Consider the following 24,478-nt stretch of genomic DNA (forward strand, 5'->3'; position numbering starts at 1 on the left):
CCTTAGAATTCGCTTAGAATTTGATGGACTGTTAATCACAAATACGTTTTAGGCGTTTACTACCTAACCGTGTTTCTAGGATAAATGGCGGATAGACCTTCCCGATACGCCCAGGTGCTGGCCTGGCTTGATCAACATGTCATTAAACGGCTATACACAGAGCGTGTCCGCCGGGTTATTTTACAGAGTCTGCCCTTTTGGGTGGCGTCGCTATTAACGGGCCTGGTTGCGGTTGGTTACGAAGAATTGTTCGTCTGGGCCGAACAAACCTGTTTTACCTGGATCGAGAAACAGCCCTACCTGGTATTCATCCTCACACCGGTTGCTTTCGTTCTTGCCTGGTTATTGGTGGCGAAGCTTGCCCCTGCCGCACGAGGCAGTGGTATTCCGCAAGTGATGGCGGGTATCGAACTGTCCAGCCCGACCCTATATGGACGCACCGGCTATTTATTGAGTCTGCGCGTAGCCATTGTGAAGATTCTAAGCAGTGTGGTTCTGCTGCTGGGGGGTGGAGTCATTGGCCGCGAGGGACCAACGATTCAGGTGTCAGCCGCTATCTTTCGCGCCATCAATCGGCTGCAACCGGCAGGCTGGCCGCAACTTTCCCGACAAATTGCCCTCGTTACGGGTGGAGCCGCCGGGCTGGCAGCCGCCTTCAACACGCCCCTGGGCGGTATTGTCTTCGTGGTTGAAGAGCTTACCCAAACCCACATTACCCGCTTCCGGACGGCCGTTTTTACGGCGGTGATCATTGCCGGTATGACGGCTCAGGCCATCCAGGGCCCTTACCTGTACCTTGGATTTCCGAAAGTGACCGCATCAACGGGCTGGTTTCTGGGCATTGTTGTTTTTGCGGCCATGCTTTGCGGACTGGCGGGAGCTATTTTTGCCAAAGCATTGCTCTGGATCAATGCCTATCGCCGACGGTTTGGCACACCCCTTACGCAGGCCGCCTGGGTTGGCGGATGCGGACTCGTTTTGGCGGCTCTTGCTTTTTGGGTAGGTACGGATGCCGTCGGTACCGGCAAGCTAATCATCAATCGGCTATTGTTTCAAAACGATCACCAGACACCCTGGTATCTTTTTATAGTACGCTTTTTAGGGATGGCGCTAAGCTACAGCAGCGGGGCTGCGGGAGGTATTTTTGCCACGTCGCTGAGCGCGGGGGCCATCCTGGGTGATGCCCTTGCTAGACTGGCAAAGGTTACGCCCAGCGATACCAACCTGGTCATTCTCGTCAGCATGGTCAGCTTCCTGACGGGTGTTGTCCGGTCACCGTTCACAGCCGCGATTCTGGTTCTGGAAATGACTGACCGGCACTCGGCTATTTTCCAGTTGCTGCTGGGCGGGCTCATGGCGCAGGGAGCCGCATCGCTCATTGATCCGGTATCGTTCTACGAGCATCTGAAAGAAGGGTTCGTTCGGGAAGCGATGGCACAACCCGTTCTCAATAAACCTGTTCCCAAAATATAGCTCTTCTTGAAATCCCTGACGATTGCCCTCCCGTCTGAACAGAAGCGACAATCGCATTAGTGGATTGATTCGGCCGGACCGCTTCTTTTCTCACTATGTAACAAGTTGATTACAAACAAAAACCCCTACGCGTTAGGTCGGAGAACCACTACGTAGGGGACGCGCGGACAAGATTACCAGTCGAGCCCACCGCTGGCAAAGGTACAACAGCCAGGCTGCGAAACAACACCCCGTCAATTATCATGGAAAAGCCCCGACGATTGCCAGGGCTTTTTGAATGTATGCATTACGTTTTATGAGCTTGCTTAGCTAGCCAGGAAATTGACAGCCTGCTTCAATGTTCGCTCGTTATGGTTTTCGGGGTCGGTGTAGGAGCGTTCGCCTACCTCGATGGTTATTTCCTTACCGATCAGTTGTTTTGTGTCAAGGTCTTTACCTTCCTGTACCGGAATGCCAGCCATCTCAAACAGACTGACAATAGCAGGCATTCCCGCCGATGACTGATAGAACCGGTGCGAGACATATCCGTCTTCATTTTCGAACCGGACCGCAAAAAATGGAACGCCTTTGTATTCACTCGACCCTTCGTCAATGTGAGTAATCGTTACTGTCTGCCGCCCGTCGGCCAGCAACGTTTTATCCTGTCCCTTTTCTACTGCAATTTTCATGTCGTTGAGTTTATGTTTTATTTATATTATAAACTCCATTACCTCTGGTTTGTTTTCACTTTTTGTAATAAAAACGTAAGAAAAGTTGCCTGAATGGCAGGGAGTACTGTTTTATCCGCTCACTTTTATATTTTACTTGTATTATAAAAATTCTTAGGGTTCATCTTTTCCCAAAAAATTTGATCAGTTAATGAGGCTCTTAGGCATGTGACTAGTTTTTCGGCATCTCTACCTAGTAGCAGTTATTCTTCCCGTTCACTCTAAAAGAAATTTAAAACTGTATCGGTAACAATATCTTAAGCGTTACCAGATTATGACTTTCTTCAATTTCCTGACAAGTGACATTGCAATAGATTTAGGCACAGCGAATACCTTAATTATTCATAAGGATCGGATTGTGGTGGATGAGCCTTCTATTATTGCCATGGATAGATTAAGTGGCAAAGTGCTGGCTATCGGCCATAAGGCTATGCAAATGCACGAAAAGACGAACGAAAATATTAAAACGATTCGTCCCCTTAAAGATGGCGTTATCGCCGATTTCACAGCCGCCGAGTTAATGATTCGTGGCCTGATTAAACTGCTGGAAAGTAGTGGAAAACTATTTTCGCCCTCCCACCGAATGGTCGTTTCGATTCCATCGGGCATTACCGAAGTTGAAAAGCGGGCCGTCAAAGACTCCTGCGAACATGCGGGCGCCAAACAGGTATACATGGTTTTTGAACCCATTGCGGCCGCTATTGGCATTGGGATCGACATCACCCAGCCCAATGGAACAATGATCGTGGACATCGGGGGCGGAACTACCGAAATTGCGGTCATTGCGCTGTCCGGCATTGTTTGCGAACAATCCATTCGAACGGCCGGGGACGTTTTTACCCGCGACATTGTCGATTACATCCGCCGGGAGCACAATCTGTTTATTGGCGAACGCTCGGCCGAACAGATCAAAATGGAGGTTGGCTCGGCACTTTCGGAGCTGGAAAATCCACCACCCGACTACGAAGTTCGTGGACGCGACCTGATGACGGGTATTCCGAAAGAAATCAAGGTAACCTACAGTGAAATTGCGTACGCGCTGGAAAAATCAGTATCGAAAATCGAAGAGGCAACGATGAAGGCGCTGGAAATGGCGCCCCCCGAGTTGTCGGCCGATATTTATACCAACGGCATTCACCTGACCGGTGGTGGCGCCTTGTTACATGGACTCGACCGGCGGCTATCGTCAAAAACCAAACTACCGGTTCATGTCGCCGAAGATCCACTGAAGGCGGTTGTGAAAGGCACAGGCGAGGTCATCAAGAATATGGAAATGTATCAGTCCGTCCTGATTAGTTAATCTTACGGTCTGTTCAGTACTCACCTTTAATTCATAACTGTGTTTGTTTGTCGGTTCATTTTACCCCTAAATCCCCTTTAGGGGTAAAATGAACCGACAAACTTATCTAAACAACTCAAATGCCTACACCCCGCCAGAACGATTATTCCTTACGGTTTCGGGTCAACACTCTGCTCACTGGGCGGATACAATCGGCGGATGAGCCGCTCCATGGTTAAGCCCTGCCCGACTACCGAGAATAGCACCACAGCATACGTTATGGTCACGATGAAGTCTTTCTGCGGTAATGAATTGTCGATCGAGAGTGCCATGGCAATGGAAAGCCCTCCCCGCAACCCGCCCCAGGTCAACATGAGGGGCGCTTTTTTGTCGAGGTCGAGCCAGCGACGAGCCAGCTTGAACGGAATAAGGATGGCCAGATACCGCGACAATAACACGATCAGGATCACCAGTAGATAAATAGTCCACTGCCTGATCTGAAGGTCGATAATCAACAGTTCAAGACCAATCAATACAAAGAGCAAAGCATTTAAAATAGCGTCGATAACTTCCCAGAATTTATCGACATATTCTTTTGTCATATGGCTCATGGCATCCTGTCGGGAATCATGATCCCCAACCAGAAGACCGGCTACGACCATGGCCAGTGGTCCTGAAATGTGCAGTTTCTGCGCCAGTAAATACCCGCCCATCACGCCCGCTACCGTAATGATCACTTCGGTTTGGTAATGGTTAATGGAGCGGAGCAGCCAGTACATGATGTATCCGAGGGCAATACCAAAAAGTACTCCTCCGCCTGCTTCCTCAACAAATAGCCAGACAATTTGCCCGGCACTCACGTTTTCGGAGCCATTCAGAACAATTTCATAAATAGAGGCAAATACGACCACACCGACCCCATCATTGAACAGCGACTCACCAACGATGTTGATTTTCACACTTTCAGGAAGTTTGAACTTTGTCAGGATGCCCAGTACGGCAATCGGATCCGTGGGCGAGATCAGCGAACCAAACAGGAGGCAGAGCGGATACGATAAAGCCAGGTTTAAACTGCGGGTGGCGAAATACAGGCCCGTTCCAACGAACAGCGTACTCAGCAGCACGCCCACAAAGGCGAACAGCATCACGGATCGGCGCTCAACCCGTAATTTGGCGGCATCCGTATGGAAAGCGCCGGCAAACAGCAGGAAACTAAGCATCACGTCAAAGAGCGCTTTCCCAAAATCGATTCCGGCAACTGTCTGACGAACCAGCACAAACAGATCCGGGTTAATGGCATTCACACCGATCAGCAACAGCGAGAAGCTTAACGATACGACCATAACCCCAATGGCATCAGGGAGCTTAAGCAGTTTGGTGTTTATATAGGCAAATAATGCTGCAGCAACGATGAGCAACGTAATCAGGGTAAATAAATCCATAGGCATGTTGATTCTGGCTGAGGCAATCTTCGCATCACGTTTACCGCCATAAATTAGGAACGTTTACCAGCCAGGCAATTAAGAATGTAAGCAGGAAAATTACACCCATAACAATTAACAACCAATCCGGCTTGCGGGAGGGGTCGCCGGGTGCCTTTCCGGATCGTTTGCGGTCGTTGCCCTGCCCAACTGGATTTGGTATATGGGAAACAGGCCGCGCGAAAAGTATTTTGTTATGGGTCATAAGACAACTTCAGTGCTAAAAAAGAGCAAAAAAAGACAAACTCAAAATTGCAATAGGCTGCTTAGTAACCGCTGATAAACTCCTTAGAATTTACTTAGAAGTCTGGATCTGAAGGGGTAATATCAGGCTGAATATCGTTGGTTTACCTTCCTGAGAAGATACTGTTATCTGTCCGGCGTGCAGGCGAATGATTCGCTCAACGAGCGACAGACCAATGCCGTACCCTCTCAGATCGGCGGTTTTTCGGCTGCGAAAAAAGGGCTCAAACAGAAAAGGTAGCTCATTTGCCGGAATGGCTGGACCCGTATTCTGAACATGGATTGTCAGGGTACTGTCCCCAAAGCTGACCTGAACTAAAGCATGTCCGTTATCGGAGAATTTACAGGCGTTTTCGATCAGGTTTTTGAGCGCTGTCGTCAACAACATTTTGCTACCCTGCACGGCCAGTTGCTCCGGATCTTCGGGTAAATCACCAAAGGCAATTGTTACCTGGTAGCGTGGATTCATAGCCGTCACCTCATCCCGAACGTCCCAGACGACTTCGTCCATCCGCACAACCTCATTCAGTAATCCGCCTGAATCTTCCTGATTCACTTGAGACAGTTGCAACAACTCGTGGGTTAATGCCGCCAGATTCCGCACATCATCGAGCACAGATCGAATCGTTTGCTGATACGCTTCGGGCTCTCGCTGGTTTAACAGGCTGACTTCCAGCTGCGAACTTATCTGGGTAAGCGGATTCTTCAATTCGTGCGACACATTGGCGACAAACAGTCGCTGAGACCTGAATGAATCCCCAACCCGGTCCAGCAACCGGTTGATCGTCGCCGATAATCGGCTGATCTCATCATCGTCCTTTTTCACGATCAGTCGTTCATCCCGGTTATTGGGAAATATATCGCTGACAATCTGATCGATCTGCTGCATCGGTCGCAGGGCATCACCGGCGAAAAACCAGCCTGAAAACGCTGTAATGCCAACGATCAGGCAGAAGAGCGCCGTGAAGGCCCAAATGAGTCGCTTTAAAAACTCATCTCCATATACGTTCTCGGCACTGGCAATAACAATAAACTGGCCGCTGGCCGCCCTGAACTGCGCCCCCGATACATAGTTTTCAGCCTGCGGAAAATCTTTTCGCTGGTTTTGGCGGATAGCCGCTAGAACGGATTTGGAAATGGGCAGCGAGCCGCGCTCGGTGGTGGAAAAAATAACCGAATCCCGACTATCGAAGACCATGATCTTTTGATTCGGGAGCTGATCTTTCCGGATTCGGATGAGTTGTTTGAGCAGTTGGGCATCCAGCCGATGATGAATCAGCATTTCGCCCGTTGTGTGGGCTTTCCGGTTGAGCCGCCGGTAAAAGTCCGACGAAATAAAATACCAGCAGAACGCATAGATACTCACAAACGCCAGCAGCAGAATGCTGGACACCAGCCCCGTAAACCGTAACGCCAGGCGGTTGCGAATGGTCATTCTTCCTGTAACATATAACCCATACCAAAGTGGGTATGAATCAGTTTCTTTGCAAAATTTTTATCGATTTTTTTGCGCAGGTAATTGATATAAACCTCGACGACGTTGGTCCCCGTATCGAAGTTCAGATCCCACACCTGCTCGGCAATAGCGGGTTTCGACAGGACGCGTCCCTGATTGCGCATCAGGAACTCGAGCAGAGCAAACTCACGGGCAGTCAGGTCGATGGGTTGCCCATCGCGGGTAACCATTTTCGCATCCAGATTCATCTCGATGCCTCCATACCGTAAATACTGGGCCGTCATGGTCACCTGCGTGCCCCGCTTGGTCAACGCGCGCACCCGCGCCAGGAGCTCAGCAAAGTGAAAGGGTTTGGTGAGGTATTGGTCGGCGCCCGCGTCGAATCCCGAAATTTTATCCTCCGTCTCGCCCAGTGCCGTCAGCATCAGAATCGGCGTCGAAATGCCCTCGGCCCGAAGCTGCCGACAAAGTTCGTAGCCATTGAGGCCCGGCAATATAAGGTCGGTAATGATCCCCGCATAGTTATTCTTCAAGGCCAGCCGTTTAGCCAGTAGCCCATCATACGCAATATCGACCTCGAACTGGCTTTCCTCCAGCCCCTGCTGGATCGCCTGAAGCGTTTTCGGCTCGTCTTCAACGACTAAAAGTTTCATAGCTCACCAAATTAAATAACCCTAAAGTAGCAGAGAATAGTAGGTGCCATCAGGCGTTCACCAGCACATCATTCATGCGTTGCAGGAGTGTTTCGACGTCCTGCTGACGGGCTAGCCGGTACCGGGCAAACGACATGCCCGAACCCACTTTTACGGTATAGGCCCAGTTGGGTAATTGCCGGAACATGTCCTCATCGGTGGTGTCGTCGCCAACGCTGACGATGAAATCGTAAGAAGCCTGCTCAACAATTTTGAGCGCTACGGTTCCTTTGCTGTGTTGCGCTGGTTTCACCTCGACGACTTTACTGCCCTGGATAACGGTCAGGGGAATGGAAAAAGCGGTCCCGCGAAGCTGTGTAGCCAGTTCAACCGCCTGCCCTTCCACATCGTCGGCGTCGGCCATCCGGTAATGCCAGGCGATTGCGGTTTCTTTTTCTTCGACAAACGAGCCGGGGAATCGCTCGACGGCTTCGTTCATCAGGGCCCGAACGGAATCGACCCAGTCGCTGTCCGACAAATCGAGCCGTTCCCAGTCCTGATTCGGTCTTTTCAAAAAAGCCCCGTGCTCGGCCACCAGATACAGCGGGATACCGGCAAAGGTCTTCTCCAGAAAGGCCCGGTTACGCCCACTGATAACGACCAGGTCACTGCTTTCGGCAATGGTCAGAAAAGCCTCTTTCAGCGCATCCGACGGGCGGGCATCCGCCGGGTCATTGACGAGTGGTGCCAGCGTTCCGTCAAAATCGAACAACAGCAGTCGTTGGCGAGCCTCACCAAAGGCGGAAATAAACGGCTGAATGGGCAAGTCGGTTTCCAGATCCGTTTGATTGCCCAACACGTTGTCGAACGCCCGCAGAAAATCATTGCTCCACCGGAAAACATTGTGGTTTTGCAAATGCATCCGCATCCGGACCATGCGCTGCTCCTGCTCCTCGGGCGACATTTCCAGCCCCTGTTTGATGGCATCGGCCACTTCCTGCGTATCGGTCGGATTAATGATCAGCGCGTCAGGCAGTTCCTGGGCAGCGCCCGCCAGTTCACTCAGAATCAAGACACCCCGCTGATCCTGCCGACTAGCCACGAACTCCTTGCAAACCAGGTTCATGCCATCCCGAATGGGCGTAATCAGGGCGATATCGCAGGCGGTGTATAAAGCCATTAACTCGGTAAACGAGAGCGATGCGTAGGAGTATACGATGGGCCGCCAGCCGATGGTACCGAAGAGGCCATTGATACGCCCAACGGTTTCTTCAATCTCCCGCTTGATCTCCTGATAATGCCCGATCTGGTCTCTCGACGGAACAACGGTCATCACAAACGTAACCTTATCGTGCCAATCGGGATTCTGGTTCAGAAACCGCTCATATCCTTGCAGTCGATAGGTGATTCCCTTCGTATAATCGAGCCGATCGACGGAAAAAATGATCTTGTCCTGCTGTAGTAAATCCTGGTATTGGGCTTTCATTGCGATCACGGCCGCATCCTGCCCGCTGCTGTTGAACTTGGTAAAGTCGACACTAATGGGAAAGTCTTTCACCACCACCGAGTGGTCGGGCAACACGATGCGGGGGCCGATGATGGGCAACGACAGCACATCGGATACACTCTGCATAAAATGCTGGACATAATCGGCCGTATGAAAACCGATGACGTCGGCACCCAGAATGCCATTCAATAAGGCATGCCGCCAGGTGCGGGGCAGCAGTTTAATGATTTCGTAGGTCGGAAAGGGAATATGAAAGAAATAACCGATGGTGGCCGTTGGTATCGCTTTCCGAACCATATCGGGTAAGAGCATCAACTGAAAATCATGGATCCAGACCAGATCACCGGGTTCGATGAGGGCCGTCAGTTCTTCCAGAAAACGGGTATTGGCCTGCTGATAGCTATCGAAATCCGTCTCCCGGAATGAAGCAAACGACGTGAAATAATGAAATAATGGCCAGATCAGATCATTACTGAACCCCTCATAAAAACCTTTGTGAACGGCTTCATCCATAAAAACGGGGTGCGCCACGAAGGTTTCATTTTCAAATGCCGACGACTCGATGTGCTGAAGAGATGCATCGGCATGACCAACCCAATGGATTTTTGTGGCAATACCATCCTGTTTCTGGCCCATTCGCTCAGCCATCGACAGCACGGCCGACACCAGCCCACCCGAATTCTGGACCAATACAACCTCGTCATCTGTCTGTTGAAAGGTGAAGGGTAATCGGTACGAAACGATAAGCAATCGGTTAAATGTGTTCATGCGGTTTGCGCTTACTGAGCGCCCAGTATAAGACAACAAATGAAGTGATATGAAATTAGAGCTGGCTTAAGCAGATATTAGAAACTGCTTAGAATACGTACCACGGAGTAAGAATGATCCTGATCGTAGGTCGATTGACTACATCAGCCATTTTTTAGGGTGGCCTTTAGTCGAAGCCTGCCAGTTGCCAACTCCTGTCCATCACCAGAGTTACTCTACATTTTATCTAAACCTTCCGTATTGCGTAATGTTTCACCTAAACAGGCTGGGCTTACGCTGGTATTGTCACTTTACTCAACCTGTTACTTAATTCTCAACACGTATGGAAAAAAATAACGCAGCATTAGATGAAAATCTCCGTTGGTACAAAGACGCCATCATTTATGAATTACACATTAAAGCTTTCAGCGATGGCAATAGTGATGGAATCGGTGATTTTCAGGGCCTGCTCGGAAAGCTGGATTACTTACAGGAATTAGGCGTTACGGCGATCTGGCTGTTGCCTTTCTACCCCTCGCCCCTGCGCGACGATGGGTATGACATTGCCGATTATTATACCATCAACCCATCGTATGGGACAATTGAGCAGTTTAAGCTTTTTCTGGAAGAGGCTCACCAGCGCAACCTGAAAGTCATTACCGAGCTGGTCATTAACCACTCCTCCGATCAGCACCCCTGGTTTCAACGCGCCCGACGAGCCCCCAAGGGATCACCCGAACGGGATTATTACGTCTGGACCGATGATCCGACCCAGTTCAAAGATGTCCGGATTATCTTCCAGGATTTTGAAGCCTCCAACTGGACCTGGGATCCCGAGGCCCAGCAGTATTACTGGCACCGTTTCTTTTATCACCAGCCCGACCTGAACTACGACAGCCCGCTGGTGCAAAGCGAAGTGTTCAAGATGATCGACTACTGGTGCGAACTGGGCGTGGATGGGTTTCGGCTGGATGCCGTTCCGTATCTGTTCGAACGCGAAGGCACCAACGGCGAAAACCTCCCCGAAACGCATGCCTTCCTGAAAAAACTGCGTAAGCACATCGACGATCATTTTCCGGGGGTCGTCTTTCTGGCCGAAGCCAATATGTGGCCCGAAGATTCGGCTTCCTACTTTGGCGACGGCGACGAGTGCCACATGAACTACCATTTTCCGGTAATGCCCCGGATGTTCATGGCCCTCCAGATGGAAGACCGCTACCCGATAACCGATATTTTTGACCAGACGCCCGCTATTCCAGACAACTGCCAGTGGGCTATTTTCCTCAGAAACCACGATGAGCTAACCCTCGAAATGGTAACCGACGAGGAACGGGATTACATGTATAAAACCTATGCGAAAGATCCCAAAGCGAAGATCAACCTCGGTATTCGGCACCGTCTGGCTCCGCTCATGGGCAACAATCGCAAGAAAGTAGAACTGCTCAATAGCCTGCTGTTTTCGCTGCCCGGCACACCCGTCATTTATTATGGCGATGAAATCGGAATGGGCGACAACGTGTACCTGGGCGACCGGGACGGCGTACGAACCCCCATGCAATGGTCACCGGATCGGAATGCGGGGTTTTCGAGCACCAATCCACAAAAGCTCTATCTGCCAACCGTTCTTGACCCGGAGTACCATTATGAATCCGTGAATGTAGAAACCCAGCGACGCAATACGTCTTCGCTGTTCTGGTTCATGAAGCGGATGATTAACCTGCGAAAAATGTATAAGGCGTTCGGGCGGGGCGATCTGGTCTTTTTGACCGTTGAGAACCCGAAGGTGCTGGCCTTCACCCGTTCGTATGAAGACGAAACGCTGCTGATCGTCATCAACTTATCCAAGTACGCACAACCTGCCGAAATAGAACTCAAAGGATTTAAAGGGTATGTGCCGATTGAAGTATTCAGTAAAAATGCGTTCCCGCCCGTTGCCGAAACCGAGTCCTATTTTTTCACCCTGGCTCCCCACGATTACCAATGGTTTGCCCTGGAGAAACAACGGGTCGACGCCATTGACTCGGCCACGCTGCCTTCGGTCCGGGCCAAAAGCTGGGATGAGTTGCTGAACAGCCGCACCCGGCAACAGCTGGAAACGGTCGTTCTGCCGGATTATTTACCCAAAACAGACTGGTTCAACGGCAAAAGCCAGATGCTTCATGAGATTTCGATCACCGACCATGCGCCACTCGCCTTACCTGACGGGTCTGCACACGTGTTGCTGATTGAGGTCACCTACGAGCGGGGTTTACCCGAATTATACCAGTTGGTCGTTGGGTTCGCCAAAGATACGGCCGCAACCAAACTCAGCGAAGGCTGCCCGGAGTCCGTTATGGCGAATCTGGAAGTCGGTGATGAGACGGGCCTTTTATGCGACGGACTTTACATGACGGAGGTACAGCAGGCTTTCCTTCAGCACATGATTCAGCAACGTTCGGGCAAAGGCGCCGGGCTTCAGTTTCAGAGCACACCGGCGCTGACCAGCTATGTAGAGGAACACCCCGAAATCAAATCAAAACTGGTTCCGAATGGTCCCGGCTATGCGTCGATCAGCTACGATTACAGGTTTGTCCTGAAGCTATACCGCAAGCTGGACGTCCTGGTCAACCCCGATACCGAAATGATTCGTTTTCTGTCGGAAACGGCCCAGTTCAAGTTTGTGCCCGCCTTCTCCGGCTCTGTTGAAATCGCCACGACCGACAACGCCATCATGCTTGGAACCATGCAGGAAATGGCCGATAACCATGGCGACGGAAAAGGGTATGTGCTGGAGCGGATCAACAATTTCATCGAGCGGATTCTGGCGCGGGACAAAGAGCAGCTGGATATTGCCCTGAGTGCACCCCGTGGCACCTTAACGCAACCCATCGCCTTCGACGACCTTCCGTTTGAAACGCGGGAACTCCTGGGGCAACGGGCTGCTGAACAGGCCAGGCTGCTGGGTATTCGGATTGGGCAGATGCACCAGGCGCTGGCATCCAGCAAATCGATAAAAGATTTTGCCCCGGAAGACTTTTCACTACACTACCAGCGGTCTTTGTTCTCGGGCATGCAGGCGCTGGTTCGGGAAAGCTTTCAAGTCCAGAAAAGTACGGCTAAGTCCCTTCCCGACGAGGTCAGACTGGAGGTGGAGCAGTTGCTGGGACAAAAGGAAAAATTGTTGTCGACGCTCCGGCGGATTTACACCAAAAAGCTGGATACGGCTAAAATTCGCATTCACGGTGATCTGAAACTGGAAAAGATCATGGTTACCGGTAAGGACATCGCCATTCAGGATTTCGGTGGCGATCCAGCCCGCAGTTATAGCGAACGACGGCTGAAACGGTCGCCCCTGCGGGATGTAGCCAGCATGATCCATTCCTTTTATTACGTGACGTATGAAGGTTTTCTGAACAACAACCAGGTGCCGGAGGGCGACACAACCATGAAGCTGCTGCCCTACGCTACTTTTTGGGTACACTACATGCGGGGATTCTTCATTAAAGCCTATCTGGAGACGGTTCAGGGAAGTTCTTTTGTTCCGGCCGATCCCGCCGAACAACGAATGATGATCGAGACATACCTGCTCGAAAAGGCCATTTCCAGTTTATCGCATGAGTTGACTCACCGGCCCAACTGGGCACTTGTCCCTCTGGAAGCGATCAAGTCGATTATCAATAAGTAAAGAGAATTACGGATAATTGAGAAGATAAAATGAAGCGTGGTTTTGTCATTCCGACTAACGTCGGAATGACAAAACCACGCTTTTATTACGCCATTTTCGTCACCGATCAGGAAACGGATTCTGTCTCTTCGACACGGAGCTCAGCCATTCGTTGCTTTTGCTGGGCTACTTTTATTGGGCTACCGAAGGCATAAAACCATTTACGCCGTAATCCTTTGGCCTGCCTTACATCGCGAACAATGTCGGACAGCTCGTGAAAATTGATGTGAAATGGATTCGCCTTCTGGTCAATATTGGTCGTGATTCCATAAATGGGGCGTTCTTCTTCAGGCTGGTACGTATCGAAAAGCCGATCCCAAAAAATGAATGTTGCCCCGAAGTTTTTATCGATGTACTTCTCCTGCGAACCATGATGGACGCGGTGATTGGAGGGCGTCGCAAAAATAAATTCAACCCAGCGAGGCATTTTTTTGATGTACTCGGTATGCACCCAAAATTGAAAAAGTACTGCAAGCTGACTAACCGTAAAGAACACGATGGGGTGAAAACCCATCAACGCAACGGGTACAAAAAAGATGATCTTCAGATTCTGGATCCAGCTTAGCCGAAAGGAAACACTTAGATTATAATGCTCTCCGGAGTGATGAACCACATGCGTTGCCCACCAGAACCGCTGCCCGTGTGACACCCGGTGCGCCCAATAGCTGAAAAAATCGAAGATCAGGTAACACGGAATCAGCGTCCACCACTGTAGCTCCATTCGCCAGGGCAACAGATTATAGACCCACACCACCCCGTAGAGCAAGCCCAGCTTTACGCCCGCTCCAACGACCAGCGACCCCAACCCAACCAGTACAGAGCCAACGGTTTCCCATTTGTCGTAGTAAGGTTTTTCCTGAATGTAGGTAATGATCATTTCGACTGCGGTAAGCACAATCATGGCAGGAACTGCCCACAGGATTAAATTGGGGGCCCCCTGTTCAACCGTCCAGATTTGATCAATCGGAATAGTGGGGGCGCCGAATAAAGAATCGAGCATGGTCGTGAACATGTAGTTGGTCATTGAGTAAACCAAAAGACCAATTTCCAGCTTATAAAAAGCTTAACTAAACCTTAGAAAGTTATTAGAGCTTGTTAAAGATGCTAATTTTTTATTTACCAAAACCCGGTAAAACAGTTAGCAAACTCCGGCCACCAGTCGCCACAGCCTCGCGAACCTGATTACCAATGATGTTTTTGATAATGTCGCCACTATCGCGTTCGCCCCGAACCAGTGCCTTTGTCAACTCGATGGCCTGAGCGGTTGAGATTTTTCCGGGCATGGGTGGTTCATTCTGATCCACAATCGCATCCACAATGACAGGGCCGTCATGCGCCAATGCCCGGCGAATGACGTCGTCCGCATTTTTGGGATCATCGAGGGTAAATCCGGTGGCCCCGCAAGCCTGCGCATAGGCAGCGAAGTCAATGGACTGAATATCAACTCCAAACTCAGGATTCCCTTCCAGCACGATCTGCTCCCACTTTATCTGTCCGTACGAATTATTATGAAAGATAAACACTTTGATGGGCAGCTTATACTTGACCGCCGTCGCCATTTCGCCCATCAGCATCGTGAAGCCGCCATCGCCTACGAGCGCAACCACCTGCCGACCCGGATACGCTACGGAAGCCGCGATGGCATAGGGCAAACCCGATCCCATTGTGGCCAGTAAGCCCGACGTCGAAAACTGCATGGTGCCCCGCATTTGAATGTGTCGGGCGGCCCAGGTCGTATTATTGCCGCAGTCGCAGGTGATGATAGCATCATCGTTCAGCAGCGGACTGATGATATGGGGCACCACCTGTGGTTTCATGGGTATGTTTGTCTGCGTCCCCCGCTCCGTCATGAGTTCGCGCCAGAAGGTCATTCGCTCCTGAGCTTTCTCCAGAAAACTACGATCTTCCTTGCGGTTAATGAGGGGCAAAAGCGCCTGAAGAACGGTTCTCGTGTCGCCGATCAAGCCTACGTCGACCGGTGTCCGTAACCCAATATGCGTGGGATCGAGGTCGATTTGTATGGTTTTTGCCTGTCCGGGTTTCGGGTAATATTCCAGGTATGGAAAGTGGGTGCCGATCATCAGAAGCGTATCACACTCCTCCATGGCATCCTGCGAGGGGGCAGTGCCCAATAGGCCCAGTCCTCCGGTCGTGTACGGATTATCGTCGGGAACCACCGCTTTGCCTAACAGCGCTTTGATAATGGGACCGCCCACGGCCTCTGCCAGTTGAATGACCTCCTCGCGGGCATGAAGGGCACCACGGCCCGCAAAAACGACAACTTTACTACCGGCATTGATCAGATCGGCAGCCCGTTTTAGCTGATCGATTGCGGGCGAAATATCGGTACTTACGCGTAATACATCCGTATGACCCTTCACATTGGGCATCGTCCGCGTGTCGTCGCCAACGGTCCAATCCTGGAAATCTTTTGGAAAGGATATATGCGATACCGTACGCTGGCCAAGGGCCGTACGGATCGCCTGATCGACCGCGTTGACGACGTGGTCGGGGCCCATAATACGTTCATTATAAGGCGCCAGGTCCAGAAATACTTTTGTCAGATCGGCATCCTGTTGGTACATGGAGCCGCTAATGTCGTGGTACGTATGGCCCGTAATAGCCAGTACCGGCTGTCCATCGTATTTAGCATCGTAGAGTCCATTCAACAAGTGGAGCCCGCCACAGCCGGAGGTGGCCATGCAAACCCCCAGTTTACCCGTAAATTTTGCATATCCCGCTGCCATGAACGCAGCCGCTTCTTCGTGGCGAACCTGTACAAAGCGAATCTGATCCTGATGGGTTCGCAACGACTCGAAAAGACCGTTTATCCCATCACCGGGCAACCCAAAAATGGTGTCGACGCCCCATTCGATCAACCGTTCAATTAAAAGATCTCCTCCTGTTTTTGCCATAAGTCAAACAGGCGTTTCTATCTGGTTCAGTACGTAAACGACCTGCTACAGGGTATAATCTCCAGCTGAGCCATATTGTTGGTTCCGGGGCAATAGTTTATTGGGAATTATGAGTGTATGCGCCTGAACAAGGTCCCTAACTGGCTGATCACCAGTACCCAGCGCTCAAAATCGACAAGTGAGCCAAGGGCGTTGCACACCCGGCAATCTAATCAGGTTACTCGCCGGGTGTGCAACGCCCTAACCCATTCCTTCCGTTGGCAACGTGGGCAAACATGGGTCAACGCAGAAGAAGGCAAGTGCTGGACATGACCGCAAAAGCTACAACTATACTCCCCTGCCTGCTCAATTTGTGCGGATCGTTTGGCGAATAACTCAGGCAGAATAGGCAAGCCCGCCTTAACATCGGCATCTTCGTAATAATAGAGGCTGATGTTTCCGCTACTTTCTGCGTACGCCCTTCGCAGTTGCCCCAAATGCTCCACCCCGGCCGAACGAAGCTCCATAAAAAACTCGTCCTGTCCCAAATCTTCTTTGGCAAACTCAGCAATGGCAAATACGCCTTCATCAATAATCAGGACCGCTTTGCCCTCCACCCAATCGGATAGCTTGACCGACTTGGATGCCAGCTTCGCTAAAAGCCGATAGCTTATAATAATCATCAGAAAAACGGCCAATGCAGGCAACAAACCAACATCATCATAGAACATGGGGTCGCCGGCAGCCGATCCAAGACCAATGATCAGGACTAATTCAATAACTGACAGTTGCCGAACCGTACGCTTCCCGGTAGCCCGCAACGCCAGAAAAATAACGCAAAACATAACCACTGATCGGCCTAAAACTTCCAGCAAAAACAGAGGGGGCAATTCTCCGAACAGAATTCGTTGCCAATCTGAAAGTTTATAAGGGCTCATGGACCGATCCGGGAGTAAGAATTGGTTAACCAATCGTCGGTAGGGTTTCCATATATGTATACCTCGCCGAGTGGCTTCTTTCCTAAACTAACCTGTTGATAAAGGAATAGTTTATAGCATTTTTGTCCGTGAAATGGACCCACGAAACTTCGCAGTCAATAGACTTCGGGTATGACTAAGACGGAATTTGCCGCCGAAACGGAGTCAACAGTGTGTAGGCAAATACGCTATGCCGCTAAATTCAGGCCGTTGGATAAACTTAAATAACTTGTTCAATATCAATTTTGGTTGTGTTCGTATACAAACTCATACAACCACCAATCTTAATCCCATGGAAGTAAATGGCCCGATCATCTTTATCGATGATGATGAAGACGACCAGCTTATTCTCAAGCCTATTTTAGAAGAAATTGCCCCTTTAAGTCCTATTTTGTTTTTTACCAGTGGCCAGCTGGCAGTCGATTATCTGAAAACAACCGAACAGCGGCCTTTTCTGATTATCTCCGAAGTTAATCTAGCACAGATGGATGGGTTAGAATTACGCCGACAGATTGAAAAAGATGCGCAGTTGAGGAAACGAGCCATTCCGTTCATCTTCTTTACCCATCCTGTTTATAAGCATATGGTTGAAGAAGCGTATGACCTGACGATTCAGGGTTTTTTTGAAAAAAGGGAAAGCATCAGCGAAATACGCACGCAACTTCAGGCGATCATTGATTATTGGTCAAAATGCCTGCATCCCAACCGTTTTACGAACGAAGATTAACCCGTAAACGAGGGTAGTTCTTTGCATCCTTGCCGAGCACCAGCGCATCCAATCCTGCCGTAGCCATGGGCGGGGCTGGGTGCTGGTGCCTTCTGGTTGTCGAAAGGACCAGTTGGTTGAGTTTTGCGCGTTCTCAGGTTGCGGCACCCAGGCGAGTCTCTATATAAGTACCAATCCGGTAAGCATGAGGAGTTTTTGCGTCGAAAATTGTTTTAGTTGCGGTTAGGATGGCTCGTTGTTCTAGTTTTTCATCCATCGTAGCCTATAAACTATAAAACGCTTATACGTACTTATGCCCCAATTACTACAAGCAGGCCCTGTCAGCGCTCAGTACGAAAACGGATTTTTACGCTACCTGAATCAGGGCGATGCAGAAATTATCCGTATGATCTATTTTGCCATTCGGGATCATAACTGGCTCACAGCCACGCTGACCATTACGAATGAAGTGATTGAGAAGCAGATCGACGCCTTTCGCATTCAGTATGATTGGCAAACGAACGACCCGACTATCCGGATGGCGGGGCATGTCGACATGCGGGGTGATAATCAGGGGGTAATCAGGGTCAGTTTTTATGGAAAAGCCCTTACTTCTTTTCAGCGAAACCGGATTGGTCTCTGTGTGTTGCATCCCATTGAGGGCGTTTTAGGCCAGCCCGCTGAGCTGACCGCTCCCGACGGAACCGTAACCAATGCTCATTTCCCAACGACAATCAGTCCGCACCAGCCGTTTCTGAACCTTCGAACGATGCGCTGGCAACCCGCTTCCGGTGTTGTCTGGCAACTTGATTTTTCGGGCGATGTATTTGAAACGGAGGACCAGCGAAACTGGACGGATGCCTCCTTCAAAACCTACTCGACTCCACTTACTCAACCGTTTCCGGTAACGGTTCAGACCGGAGACGAGGTTCATCAGCACGTGGTTTTCAGGCCCTCAGCGCAGGCTTTATTGGCCCAGCCGAGCGCTTTAATCACAGCCAATCCAGATCAGTCTATTGCGGCACCACATTCAAATCAGATGCGTATTGGCCTGGGGCAATGGGCGGGTGGCCCGCCCTTGACACCTGCCGAAGCAGCTCTACTTCGGCGTTTACCGCTATCGCACCTGCGGGCCGATGTGTTCTTTAGCCTTCCCGACTGGCAGACACGCCTGACGAATGCCGTAGCCGATGCACAGCAACTTACCGTTCCGCTTGAGCTGGCCGTTTTTTTTGGCAACGACCCATCGACGGAGCTTAATCAACTCTTGGGTTTCCTGAAAAGGCGCGCCGTATCTGTTCGCACCATACTGATCGTCGACGAAGCTACGTTAACGACGTCCGATCAACTTCTACAAACGGTGGTTCCGGTATTGCGGGCAGAGGGGCCTAACATGTTGATAGGTGGTGGAACCGACGATAATTTCGCCGAACTGAACCGGCATCGCCTTGATTTTAGTCTGGTCGATTTTGTGTTTTATTCAATTAATCCGCAGGTTCATGCGTATGATGACCTGACGATGACCGAAAACATAGCCGGACAGCCAGAGACGGTGTTTTCGGCCCGGTTATTCAGTGGAGATAAGTCGATTCATATTTCGCCCGTTACGCTGCTTCCGCGCTACACGACTCTAGCCGGAGCGGCTATTGAACGCCTGAACGCCCCCGCTGATCGGCGCCAAACCACGGATTTTGGTGCCGAATGGACGCGTCGGAGCCTGAGCGCCCTGACGAAAGCCGGTGCTGCCTCGGTTACGTATTACCAGACGCACGGGCCGGGTGGATTGGTCAATGGCGACACGGTTTACCCCTTGTTCTCAGCCTTTGCTGACTACCTATCCTGAAGCCACCTAGTGAATAAGACCAGGCGGTGCGGAGCCAGTAAGCGGGCACTGACTTATGTCGCAACTGACTCCTTTTTTGTCCTTTTCACCCACTGCCTTTGGCGCAGGCTCATTCTATCTTTACCGCTCTGCTAACGCCAAACAAGATGCAAAAAATTACCACGTTCCTTACGTTCAATAGCCAGGCCGAGGAAGCCGCAACGCTATACACCTCACTTTTCAAAAACTCGTCAATCACCAAAATCAGCCGCTATGGAGAAGGCGCCCCTTTTCCGGCCGGAACAGCCCTATCGGTATCCTTTCAGCTTGCCGGGCAGGAGTTTATTGCCCTGAATGGTGGCCCGCATTTTACCTTTTCCGACGGCACCTCCTTATTCGTTCATTGCGAGGATCAAGCCGAAGTGGATAAATATTGGGAAGCGCTGTCTGACGGTGGCGAGAAAGGGCGATGCGGCTGGTTGAAGGATAAATTCGGTGTCTCCTGGCAAATCATTCCCGCTGCCTTAGGCCAGCTCATGGGCGACAAAGACCCTCAGAAAGCGCAACGGGTCATGCAGGCCATGCTGCAAATGAATAAGATTGACATCCACGCGCTGGAAGAAGCCCATAGGGACCCGATCTGAGCCAACTACTGGACCGATACCACCCGTTTTGTGAACGTTTCAACAAAGCAACTTTGAGCGTTTCAACAAAGCAGCCCGGATAAGCAGCACCGACCTTTGTCAAAATAAAAAGCACAGCAACATGACAAATGTTTGGTTTATTACCGGAAGTTCCCGCGGCCTGGGCCGCAGCTTGACCGAAGCCGTACTTGCGAAAGGCGACAACGTGGCCGCAACGGCCCGCAACCCGGATCAATTGGCGGCCCTTGCCGAACAATACCCGAATCAGCTGTTACCCATCCAACTGGATGTGACCAACAAAGCGCAAATTCATGCGGCCATTGAGCAGACGGTAGCTCATTTCGGCCGAATCGATGTCTTGGTAAACAACGCTGGATTTGGCATTATTGGGGCCGCTGAAGCCTTCACCGACGAACAGGTTCGTAGTCAGCTGGAAACGAATCTCTATGCGCCCATCGACATAACCCGCGCTGTTCTACCGATCATGCGGAAGCAACGCTCCGGCCATATCCTGCAAATCAGTTCGGTAGGCGGTCGGGTTGGCAACGCGGGCCTGACCCTGTACCAGGCCGCCAAATTTGGGTTAGGCGGTTTCACCGAAGCACTTGCCAAAGAAGTGGCACCCCTTGGCATTCACGTAACCGCTGTAGAGCCGGGTGGCTTCCGGACCGACTGGGCTGGCGACTCCATGACGTACGCTGAGCCCGTAGAAGGTTATGAAGATACGGTAGATCAACGGGTTAATTACTTTAAAAGTGGCTCGTTTGTACCCATGGGCGACCCCGACAAGGCGGCTATTGCCATGATCAACCTAATCGGGCATCCTGAGCCGCCCGTGCATCTGATCCTGGGCAGTGAAGCAGTCGCCATCCTGAAACAGGCCGATGCCGCCAGAAAAGCGGAGCTGGAGACATGGGAGTCCGTGAGCCTTTCGACCGACCATCAGGAGGCTATCAACTTTCTGGATACGGAACAAGGTCAGTCGATGTTTAAACGGTAAGGTGCCCACAGACAAACTACAATGATGAACAAAACCATTATCCTGACCGGAGCTTCCTCCGGCATAGGCAAAGCAGCCGCTAAAAAATTCGCAGCCGAAGGCTGGAACGTTATTGCTACGATGCGAAATCCGGAGCAGGAACAGGAACTCACGCAACTCCCGAATGTGCTGGTTACCAGGCTGGACGTTCAGGACCCGGCCAGTATTGACAGTGCCATTCAGCAGGGACTTGACCGGTTTGGCAAAATCGACGCCGTCGTCAATAACGCCGGCTATGGCCAGAACGGCGTATTTGAGGCCATCAGCCCGGAACAGATTCAGCAACAGTTCGACGTGAACGTATTCGGGGTTATGAACGTGATCCGGGCCCTGCTGCCGCATTTTCGTCAGCAAAAGTCGGGCTTGATTCTCAACATAAGTTCAGGTGCCGGGCGCTATACCTTACCGCTGATTTCGCTATATGCGGCCTCGAAGTTTGCGCTGGAAGGGTTTTCGGAAGCGCTTTCCTTTGAGCTATCCACGCTTAACATTATCGTGAAGATTGTTGAACCGGGCGGTACCGAAACGAACTTCAGCAACGTTACGCGGGAGCAATTCGCACACGACCCCACTCTGGCCGACTACACACCCTTCACGGAGGCTGCGGGTAAGATGTTTGCGGGTATGGTGGCTACCAGACTAGTAACCGCCGATGATGTTGCCAACACCATTTATTCGGCTGCCACCGATGATACCGACACGCTTCGGTATGCCGTAGGTAATGACGACTTCCATAAACGGCTGACGGCCAGAGCTGAATTGCCTGACCAGACCTACATTAACGTTATCCGGGAGGGCTTTACGCAGTTTATGTCTCAGAATTAATTGACGCGAAAACAGCAGGGTTGTAACGAATCCGGGCAACCCTGCTGTTTACCCAGTAACCTAGCTCGCTGATCATGACTGACCTAAAGGAAATTAACCGGCTACCCAAAATAGTTTATTCCTGCTATTTCACCAGAACGCGGGAGGGCGAACAGTTTGTACCCGAACACGTCTTTAGTTACCAGATTTCCGGTACGCTTGCCATAAACGATGGCCATCAGGAGTACACGTTCAACGAAGGAGATTTTCGATTCAGCCGGCGAAACCATCTGATTAAATTCGTCAAGCAACCACCCGCAAATGGCGAGTTCAAGACGCTGTCCATTTACCTGGACCAGGAAACGTTACGGAAGTTCAGTCTGGAATATGGTTATGAAGCCGGGCCGCATCAGGTTGACAATTCAATTCTGGAGCTAAAACCCAATGCGCTGTATAAAAGCTACATGGACTCCCTGTTGCCTTACTTACAGGCCGGGCAGTCTATCAATGAAAACCTTCAGACCTTAAAATTGAACGAAGTGATCCTGATTCTGCTTCAGGCAAATCCGGATTTAAAAGATATTCTGTTCGATTTTTCGGAACCCGGCAAACTGGATCTGGAGGGTTTCATGAATAAAAACTTTCACTTCAACGTGGAGCTGAAGCGATTCGCTTATTTGACCGGCCGAAGCCTGGCCACGTTCAAGCGGGATTTTGAAAAGATTTTTCATACGACTCCCAGCCGATGGCTCCAGCAGCGCAGGCTTCAGGAAGCCCATTACCTTATCAAAGAGAAAGGCAAGGCACCCTCCGATGTGTATCTGGAGCTTGGCTTTGAAGACCTCTCCCATTTCTCCTTCGCTTTTAAAAAAACCTACGGCCTTGCCCCCTCGAAAATTTAGATTGGTTTGCGGTAACCCTAATCTTGTATGGCGGTGAAGCGGATTAGTTATGCGCTTTTCTGTCAACCCAAACACCGGTAAGGACATTTTTGCTTGCCAACGTTCGTGGGAATAAAAGCTGTTGGAATGGATCAAAAAGCGAAATCTGCGAATTACCTTCGTCGGTCGATAACTGGTTCGTCTACGGTGTGTATGGAGAGTCAGCCAGTTTTCACAACCTGACGATCTCTACCCAATGAAACACAACGCGTTACCTACCTGGATATTGGTACCCTTGCTGGCGCTATCGACGATGATAGCCTGCCACCGGCAACTGGCCACCTCCACCCCCTATTACCCACCCAAAGGCGACAACTGGGTTCACCTGCCCCCCGAAAAAGCGGGCATGGATAAGGCCTTACTCGATGAAGCGGTCGCCTTTGCCAAAACGCAGGAAACAACCCAAATGGCACCCGACTTCTCGACTCAGGAAGAGATCTTCGGTAAGCTCCTCGGCCCAATGCCAACCAGCCGGGCGGCTACGAATGGCATCGTGTTGCGGCATGGGTACATCGTGGCCGAATGGGGCGACACTCAACGCCCGGACCCAACCTACAGCGTCGCCAAAAGTGTCTTGTCGACAGTGACAGGGATTACCATTGAACGGGGCATGATTCCCAACGTTCACGACCCGGTAGCCAATTTAATTCACGACGGCGGCTACGAGTCGGCTCAAAATAAAGGCATTACCTGGGAGAATCACCTCCAGCAAACCAGCGAGTGGGAAGGATCGCTTTGGGGCAAAAACAGCGATTTCGTTGGGAAAGAAGCATTCGGAAAAGGTGAACGCAAACCCCGCTCGCTTCAAAAGCCCGGTGCGTATTACGAGTACAATGATGTCCGTATCAATCGGATGGCTTTGTCGCTGCTTCGGTTGTGGAAAAAGCCGCTGCCCGAGGTGGTGCGCGATGAGATCATGAACCCAATTGGCGCATCGGATAGCTGGCAGTACATTCCCTACCCCAATGCGGTGGCCGATATTGACGGCAAGTCGATGCCGTCGGTGAGTGGCGGAACCCGCTGGGGCGGTGGTCTGCGCATCAGCGCCCGCGACGAAGCCCGTTTCGGGTATCTTTTTCTGCGGCAGGGGCGCTGGCAAAACCACCAGATTGTCTCCGCCGATTGGGTGAAGCAAGCCACAACGCCCAGCCCGGTTGGCCCCGACTACGGCTACCTGTGGTGGCTGAATACCGGCACCAGTTCTACCGGTAAGAAAGCCTGGCCCGATGGGCCAACGAGCAGTTACGCAGCTATCGGCGCAGGCTCGAATACGATTTGGGTCGATCCGGAACATGATATCGTGATTGTCTGGCGCTGGCATAACGGCAGCCCCAATGAGCTGATCAAGCGGGTACTGGCAGCCGTAAAAAAGTGATGCAGAATTGGAATGATGTTTGCCCTATATGGGGTGAAGATTACCCTA

General features: G+C 51.0%; 19 protein-coding genes. 10 read left to right on the forward strand and 9 right to left on the reverse strand.

Annotation, left to right across the window (positions count from 1 at the left end; genetic code table 11):
* Window positions 1-84 precede the first annotated feature (84 nt).
* Window positions 85-1,473 (forward strand): chloride channel protein, encoded by a 1,389-nt coding sequence (locus ACYVAM_RS01140; RefSeq protein WP_461063072.1) that lies wholly within the window; start codon window positions 85-87, stop codon window positions 1,471-1,473.
* A gap of 305 nt (window positions 1,474-1,778) precedes the next feature.
* On the opposite strand, the gene ACYVAM_RS01145 is transcribed toward ACYVAM_RS01140, so the two are convergent.
* The gene (locus tag ACYVAM_RS01145; protein WP_461063074.1) at window positions 1,779-2,141 is read right to left on the reverse strand and encodes a hypothetical protein; all 363 of its coding nucleotides are present in this window, start codon (window positions 2,139-2,141) and stop codon (window positions 1,779-1,781) included.
* A gap of 313 nt (window positions 2,142-2,454) precedes the next feature.
* On the opposite strand from ACYVAM_RS01145, the gene ACYVAM_RS01150 reads away from it, so the two are divergent.
* Window positions 2,455-3,480, forward strand: a complete 1,026-nt coding sequence (locus ACYVAM_RS01150; protein WP_461063076.1) for a rod shape-determining protein — start codon at window positions 2,455-2,457, stop codon at window positions 3,478-3,480.
* Between the two features lie 149 nt (window positions 3,481-3,629).
* Here the strand turns inward: ACYVAM_RS01150 and ACYVAM_RS01155 are convergent, their stop codons facing one another.
* The 5 genes from ACYVAM_RS01155 to ACYVAM_RS01175 form a co-directional block, all read right to left on the reverse strand.
* Window positions 3,630-4,901 carry a cation:proton antiporter gene (locus ACYVAM_RS01155; protein ID WP_461063078.1) on the reverse strand — a complete coding sequence of 424 codons (1,272 nt, stop codon included), beginning with the start codon at window positions 4,899-4,901 and terminating at the stop codon, window positions 3,630-3,632.
* 40 nt (window positions 4,902-4,941) lie between these two features.
* Window positions 4,942-5,145, reverse strand: a complete 204-nt coding sequence (locus tag ACYVAM_RS01160; protein WP_461063080.1) for a hypothetical protein — start codon at window positions 5,143-5,145, stop codon at window positions 4,942-4,944.
* 90 nt (window positions 5,146-5,235) lie between these two features.
* Window positions 5,236-6,618, reverse strand: a complete 1,383-nt coding sequence (locus tag ACYVAM_RS01165; protein ID WP_461063081.1) for a sensor histidine kinase — start codon at window positions 6,616-6,618, stop codon at window positions 5,236-5,238.
* Window positions 6,615-7,292, reverse strand: coding sequence for a response regulator transcription factor (locus tag ACYVAM_RS01170; protein WP_461063083.1), 678 nt, complete (start codon window positions 7,290-7,292; stop codon window positions 6,615-6,617). Before ACYVAM_RS01170 ends, ACYVAM_RS01165 begins: the two co-directional genes overlap by 4 nt.
* 49 nt (window positions 7,293-7,341) lie before the next feature.
* Window positions 7,342-9,546 (reverse strand): bifunctional alpha,alpha-trehalose-phosphate synthase (UDP-forming)/trehalose-phosphatase, encoded by a 2,205-nt coding sequence (locus ACYVAM_RS01175; RefSeq protein ID WP_461063085.1) that lies wholly within the window; start codon window positions 9,544-9,546, stop codon window positions 7,342-7,344.
* 322 nt (window positions 9,547-9,868) lie between these two features.
* Here ACYVAM_RS01175 and treS point away from each other — a divergent pair, with 322 nt between their 5' ends.
* A complete protein-coding gene (gene treS, locus ACYVAM_RS01180) occupies window positions 9,869-13,189 on the forward strand; it encodes a maltose alpha-D-glucosyltransferase (RefSeq protein WP_461063087.1) in 3,321 nt (1,106 codons plus the stop codon).
* A gap of 106 nt (window positions 13,190-13,295) precedes the next feature.
* On the opposite strand, the gene ACYVAM_RS01185 is transcribed toward treS, so the two are convergent.
* The 3 genes from ACYVAM_RS01185 to ACYVAM_RS01195 form a co-directional block, all read right to left on the reverse strand.
* Window positions 13,296-14,228 carry a sterol desaturase family protein gene (locus ACYVAM_RS01185; protein ID WP_461063089.1) on the reverse strand — a complete coding sequence of 311 codons (933 nt, stop codon included), beginning with the start codon at window positions 14,226-14,228 and terminating at the stop codon, window positions 13,296-13,298.
* Window positions 14,229-14,340: 112 nt separating this feature from the next.
* A complete protein-coding gene (locus tag ACYVAM_RS01190; protein WP_461063091.1) occupies window positions 14,341-16,143 on the reverse strand; it encodes a thiamine pyrophosphate-dependent enzyme in 1,803 nt (600 codons plus the stop codon).
* Between the two features lie 212 nt (window positions 16,144-16,355).
* Complete coding sequence (locus tag ACYVAM_RS01195; RefSeq protein WP_461063093.1) at window positions 16,356-17,060, reverse strand: DUF421 domain-containing protein; 705 nt, start codon at window positions 17,058-17,060, stop codon at window positions 16,356-16,358.
* A 331-nt stretch (window positions 17,061-17,391) separates the two neighbouring features.
* Between ACYVAM_RS01195 and ACYVAM_RS01200 the strand changes: the two genes are divergently transcribed.
* The 7 genes from ACYVAM_RS01200 to ACYVAM_RS01230 all read left to right on the forward strand — a co-directional run bounded on the left by ACYVAM_RS01200 (window position 17,392) and on the right by ACYVAM_RS01230 (window position 24,430).
* On the forward strand, window positions 17,392-17,826 hold the full coding sequence (locus ACYVAM_RS01200; RefSeq protein ID WP_461063095.1) for a response regulator: 435 nt from the start codon (window positions 17,392-17,394) through the stop codon (window positions 17,824-17,826).
* Window positions 17,827-18,118: 292 nt separating this feature from the next.
* Entirely contained in the window at window positions 18,119-19,648 is a 1,530-nt protein-coding gene (locus ACYVAM_RS01205) for a hypothetical protein (protein ID WP_461063097.1), read from the forward strand.
* 146 nt (window positions 19,649-19,794) lie between these two features.
* Window positions 19,795-20,271, forward strand: a complete 477-nt coding sequence (locus ACYVAM_RS01210) for a VOC family protein (protein ID WP_461063099.1) — start codon at window positions 19,795-19,797, stop codon at window positions 20,269-20,271.
* A gap of 121 nt (window positions 20,272-20,392) precedes the next feature.
* The gene (locus ACYVAM_RS01215; RefSeq protein WP_461063101.1) at window positions 20,393-21,271 is read left to right on the forward strand and encodes an oxidoreductase; all 879 of its coding nucleotides are present in this window, start codon (window positions 20,393-20,395) and stop codon (window positions 21,269-21,271) included.
* A gap of 21 nt (window positions 21,272-21,292) precedes the next feature.
* Entirely contained in the window at window positions 21,293-22,135 is an 843-nt protein-coding gene (locus tag ACYVAM_RS01220; protein ID WP_461063103.1) for an SDR family oxidoreductase, read from the forward strand.
* Window positions 22,136-22,209: 74 nt separating this feature from the next.
* The gene (locus tag ACYVAM_RS01225) at window positions 22,210-23,016 is read left to right on the forward strand and encodes a helix-turn-helix domain-containing protein (protein ID WP_461063105.1); all 807 of its coding nucleotides are present in this window, start codon (window positions 22,210-22,212) and stop codon (window positions 23,014-23,016) included.
* A gap of 235 nt (window positions 23,017-23,251) precedes the next feature.
* Window positions 23,252-24,430: a serine hydrolase domain-containing protein gene (locus ACYVAM_RS01230; protein ID WP_461063107.1), complete on the forward strand. Its 1,179-nt coding sequence runs from the start codon at window positions 23,252-23,254 to the stop codon at window positions 24,428-24,430.
* The last annotated feature ends 48 nt before the right edge of the window (window positions 24,431-24,478 follow it).

Source organism: Spirosoma horti (assembly GCF_054776595.1).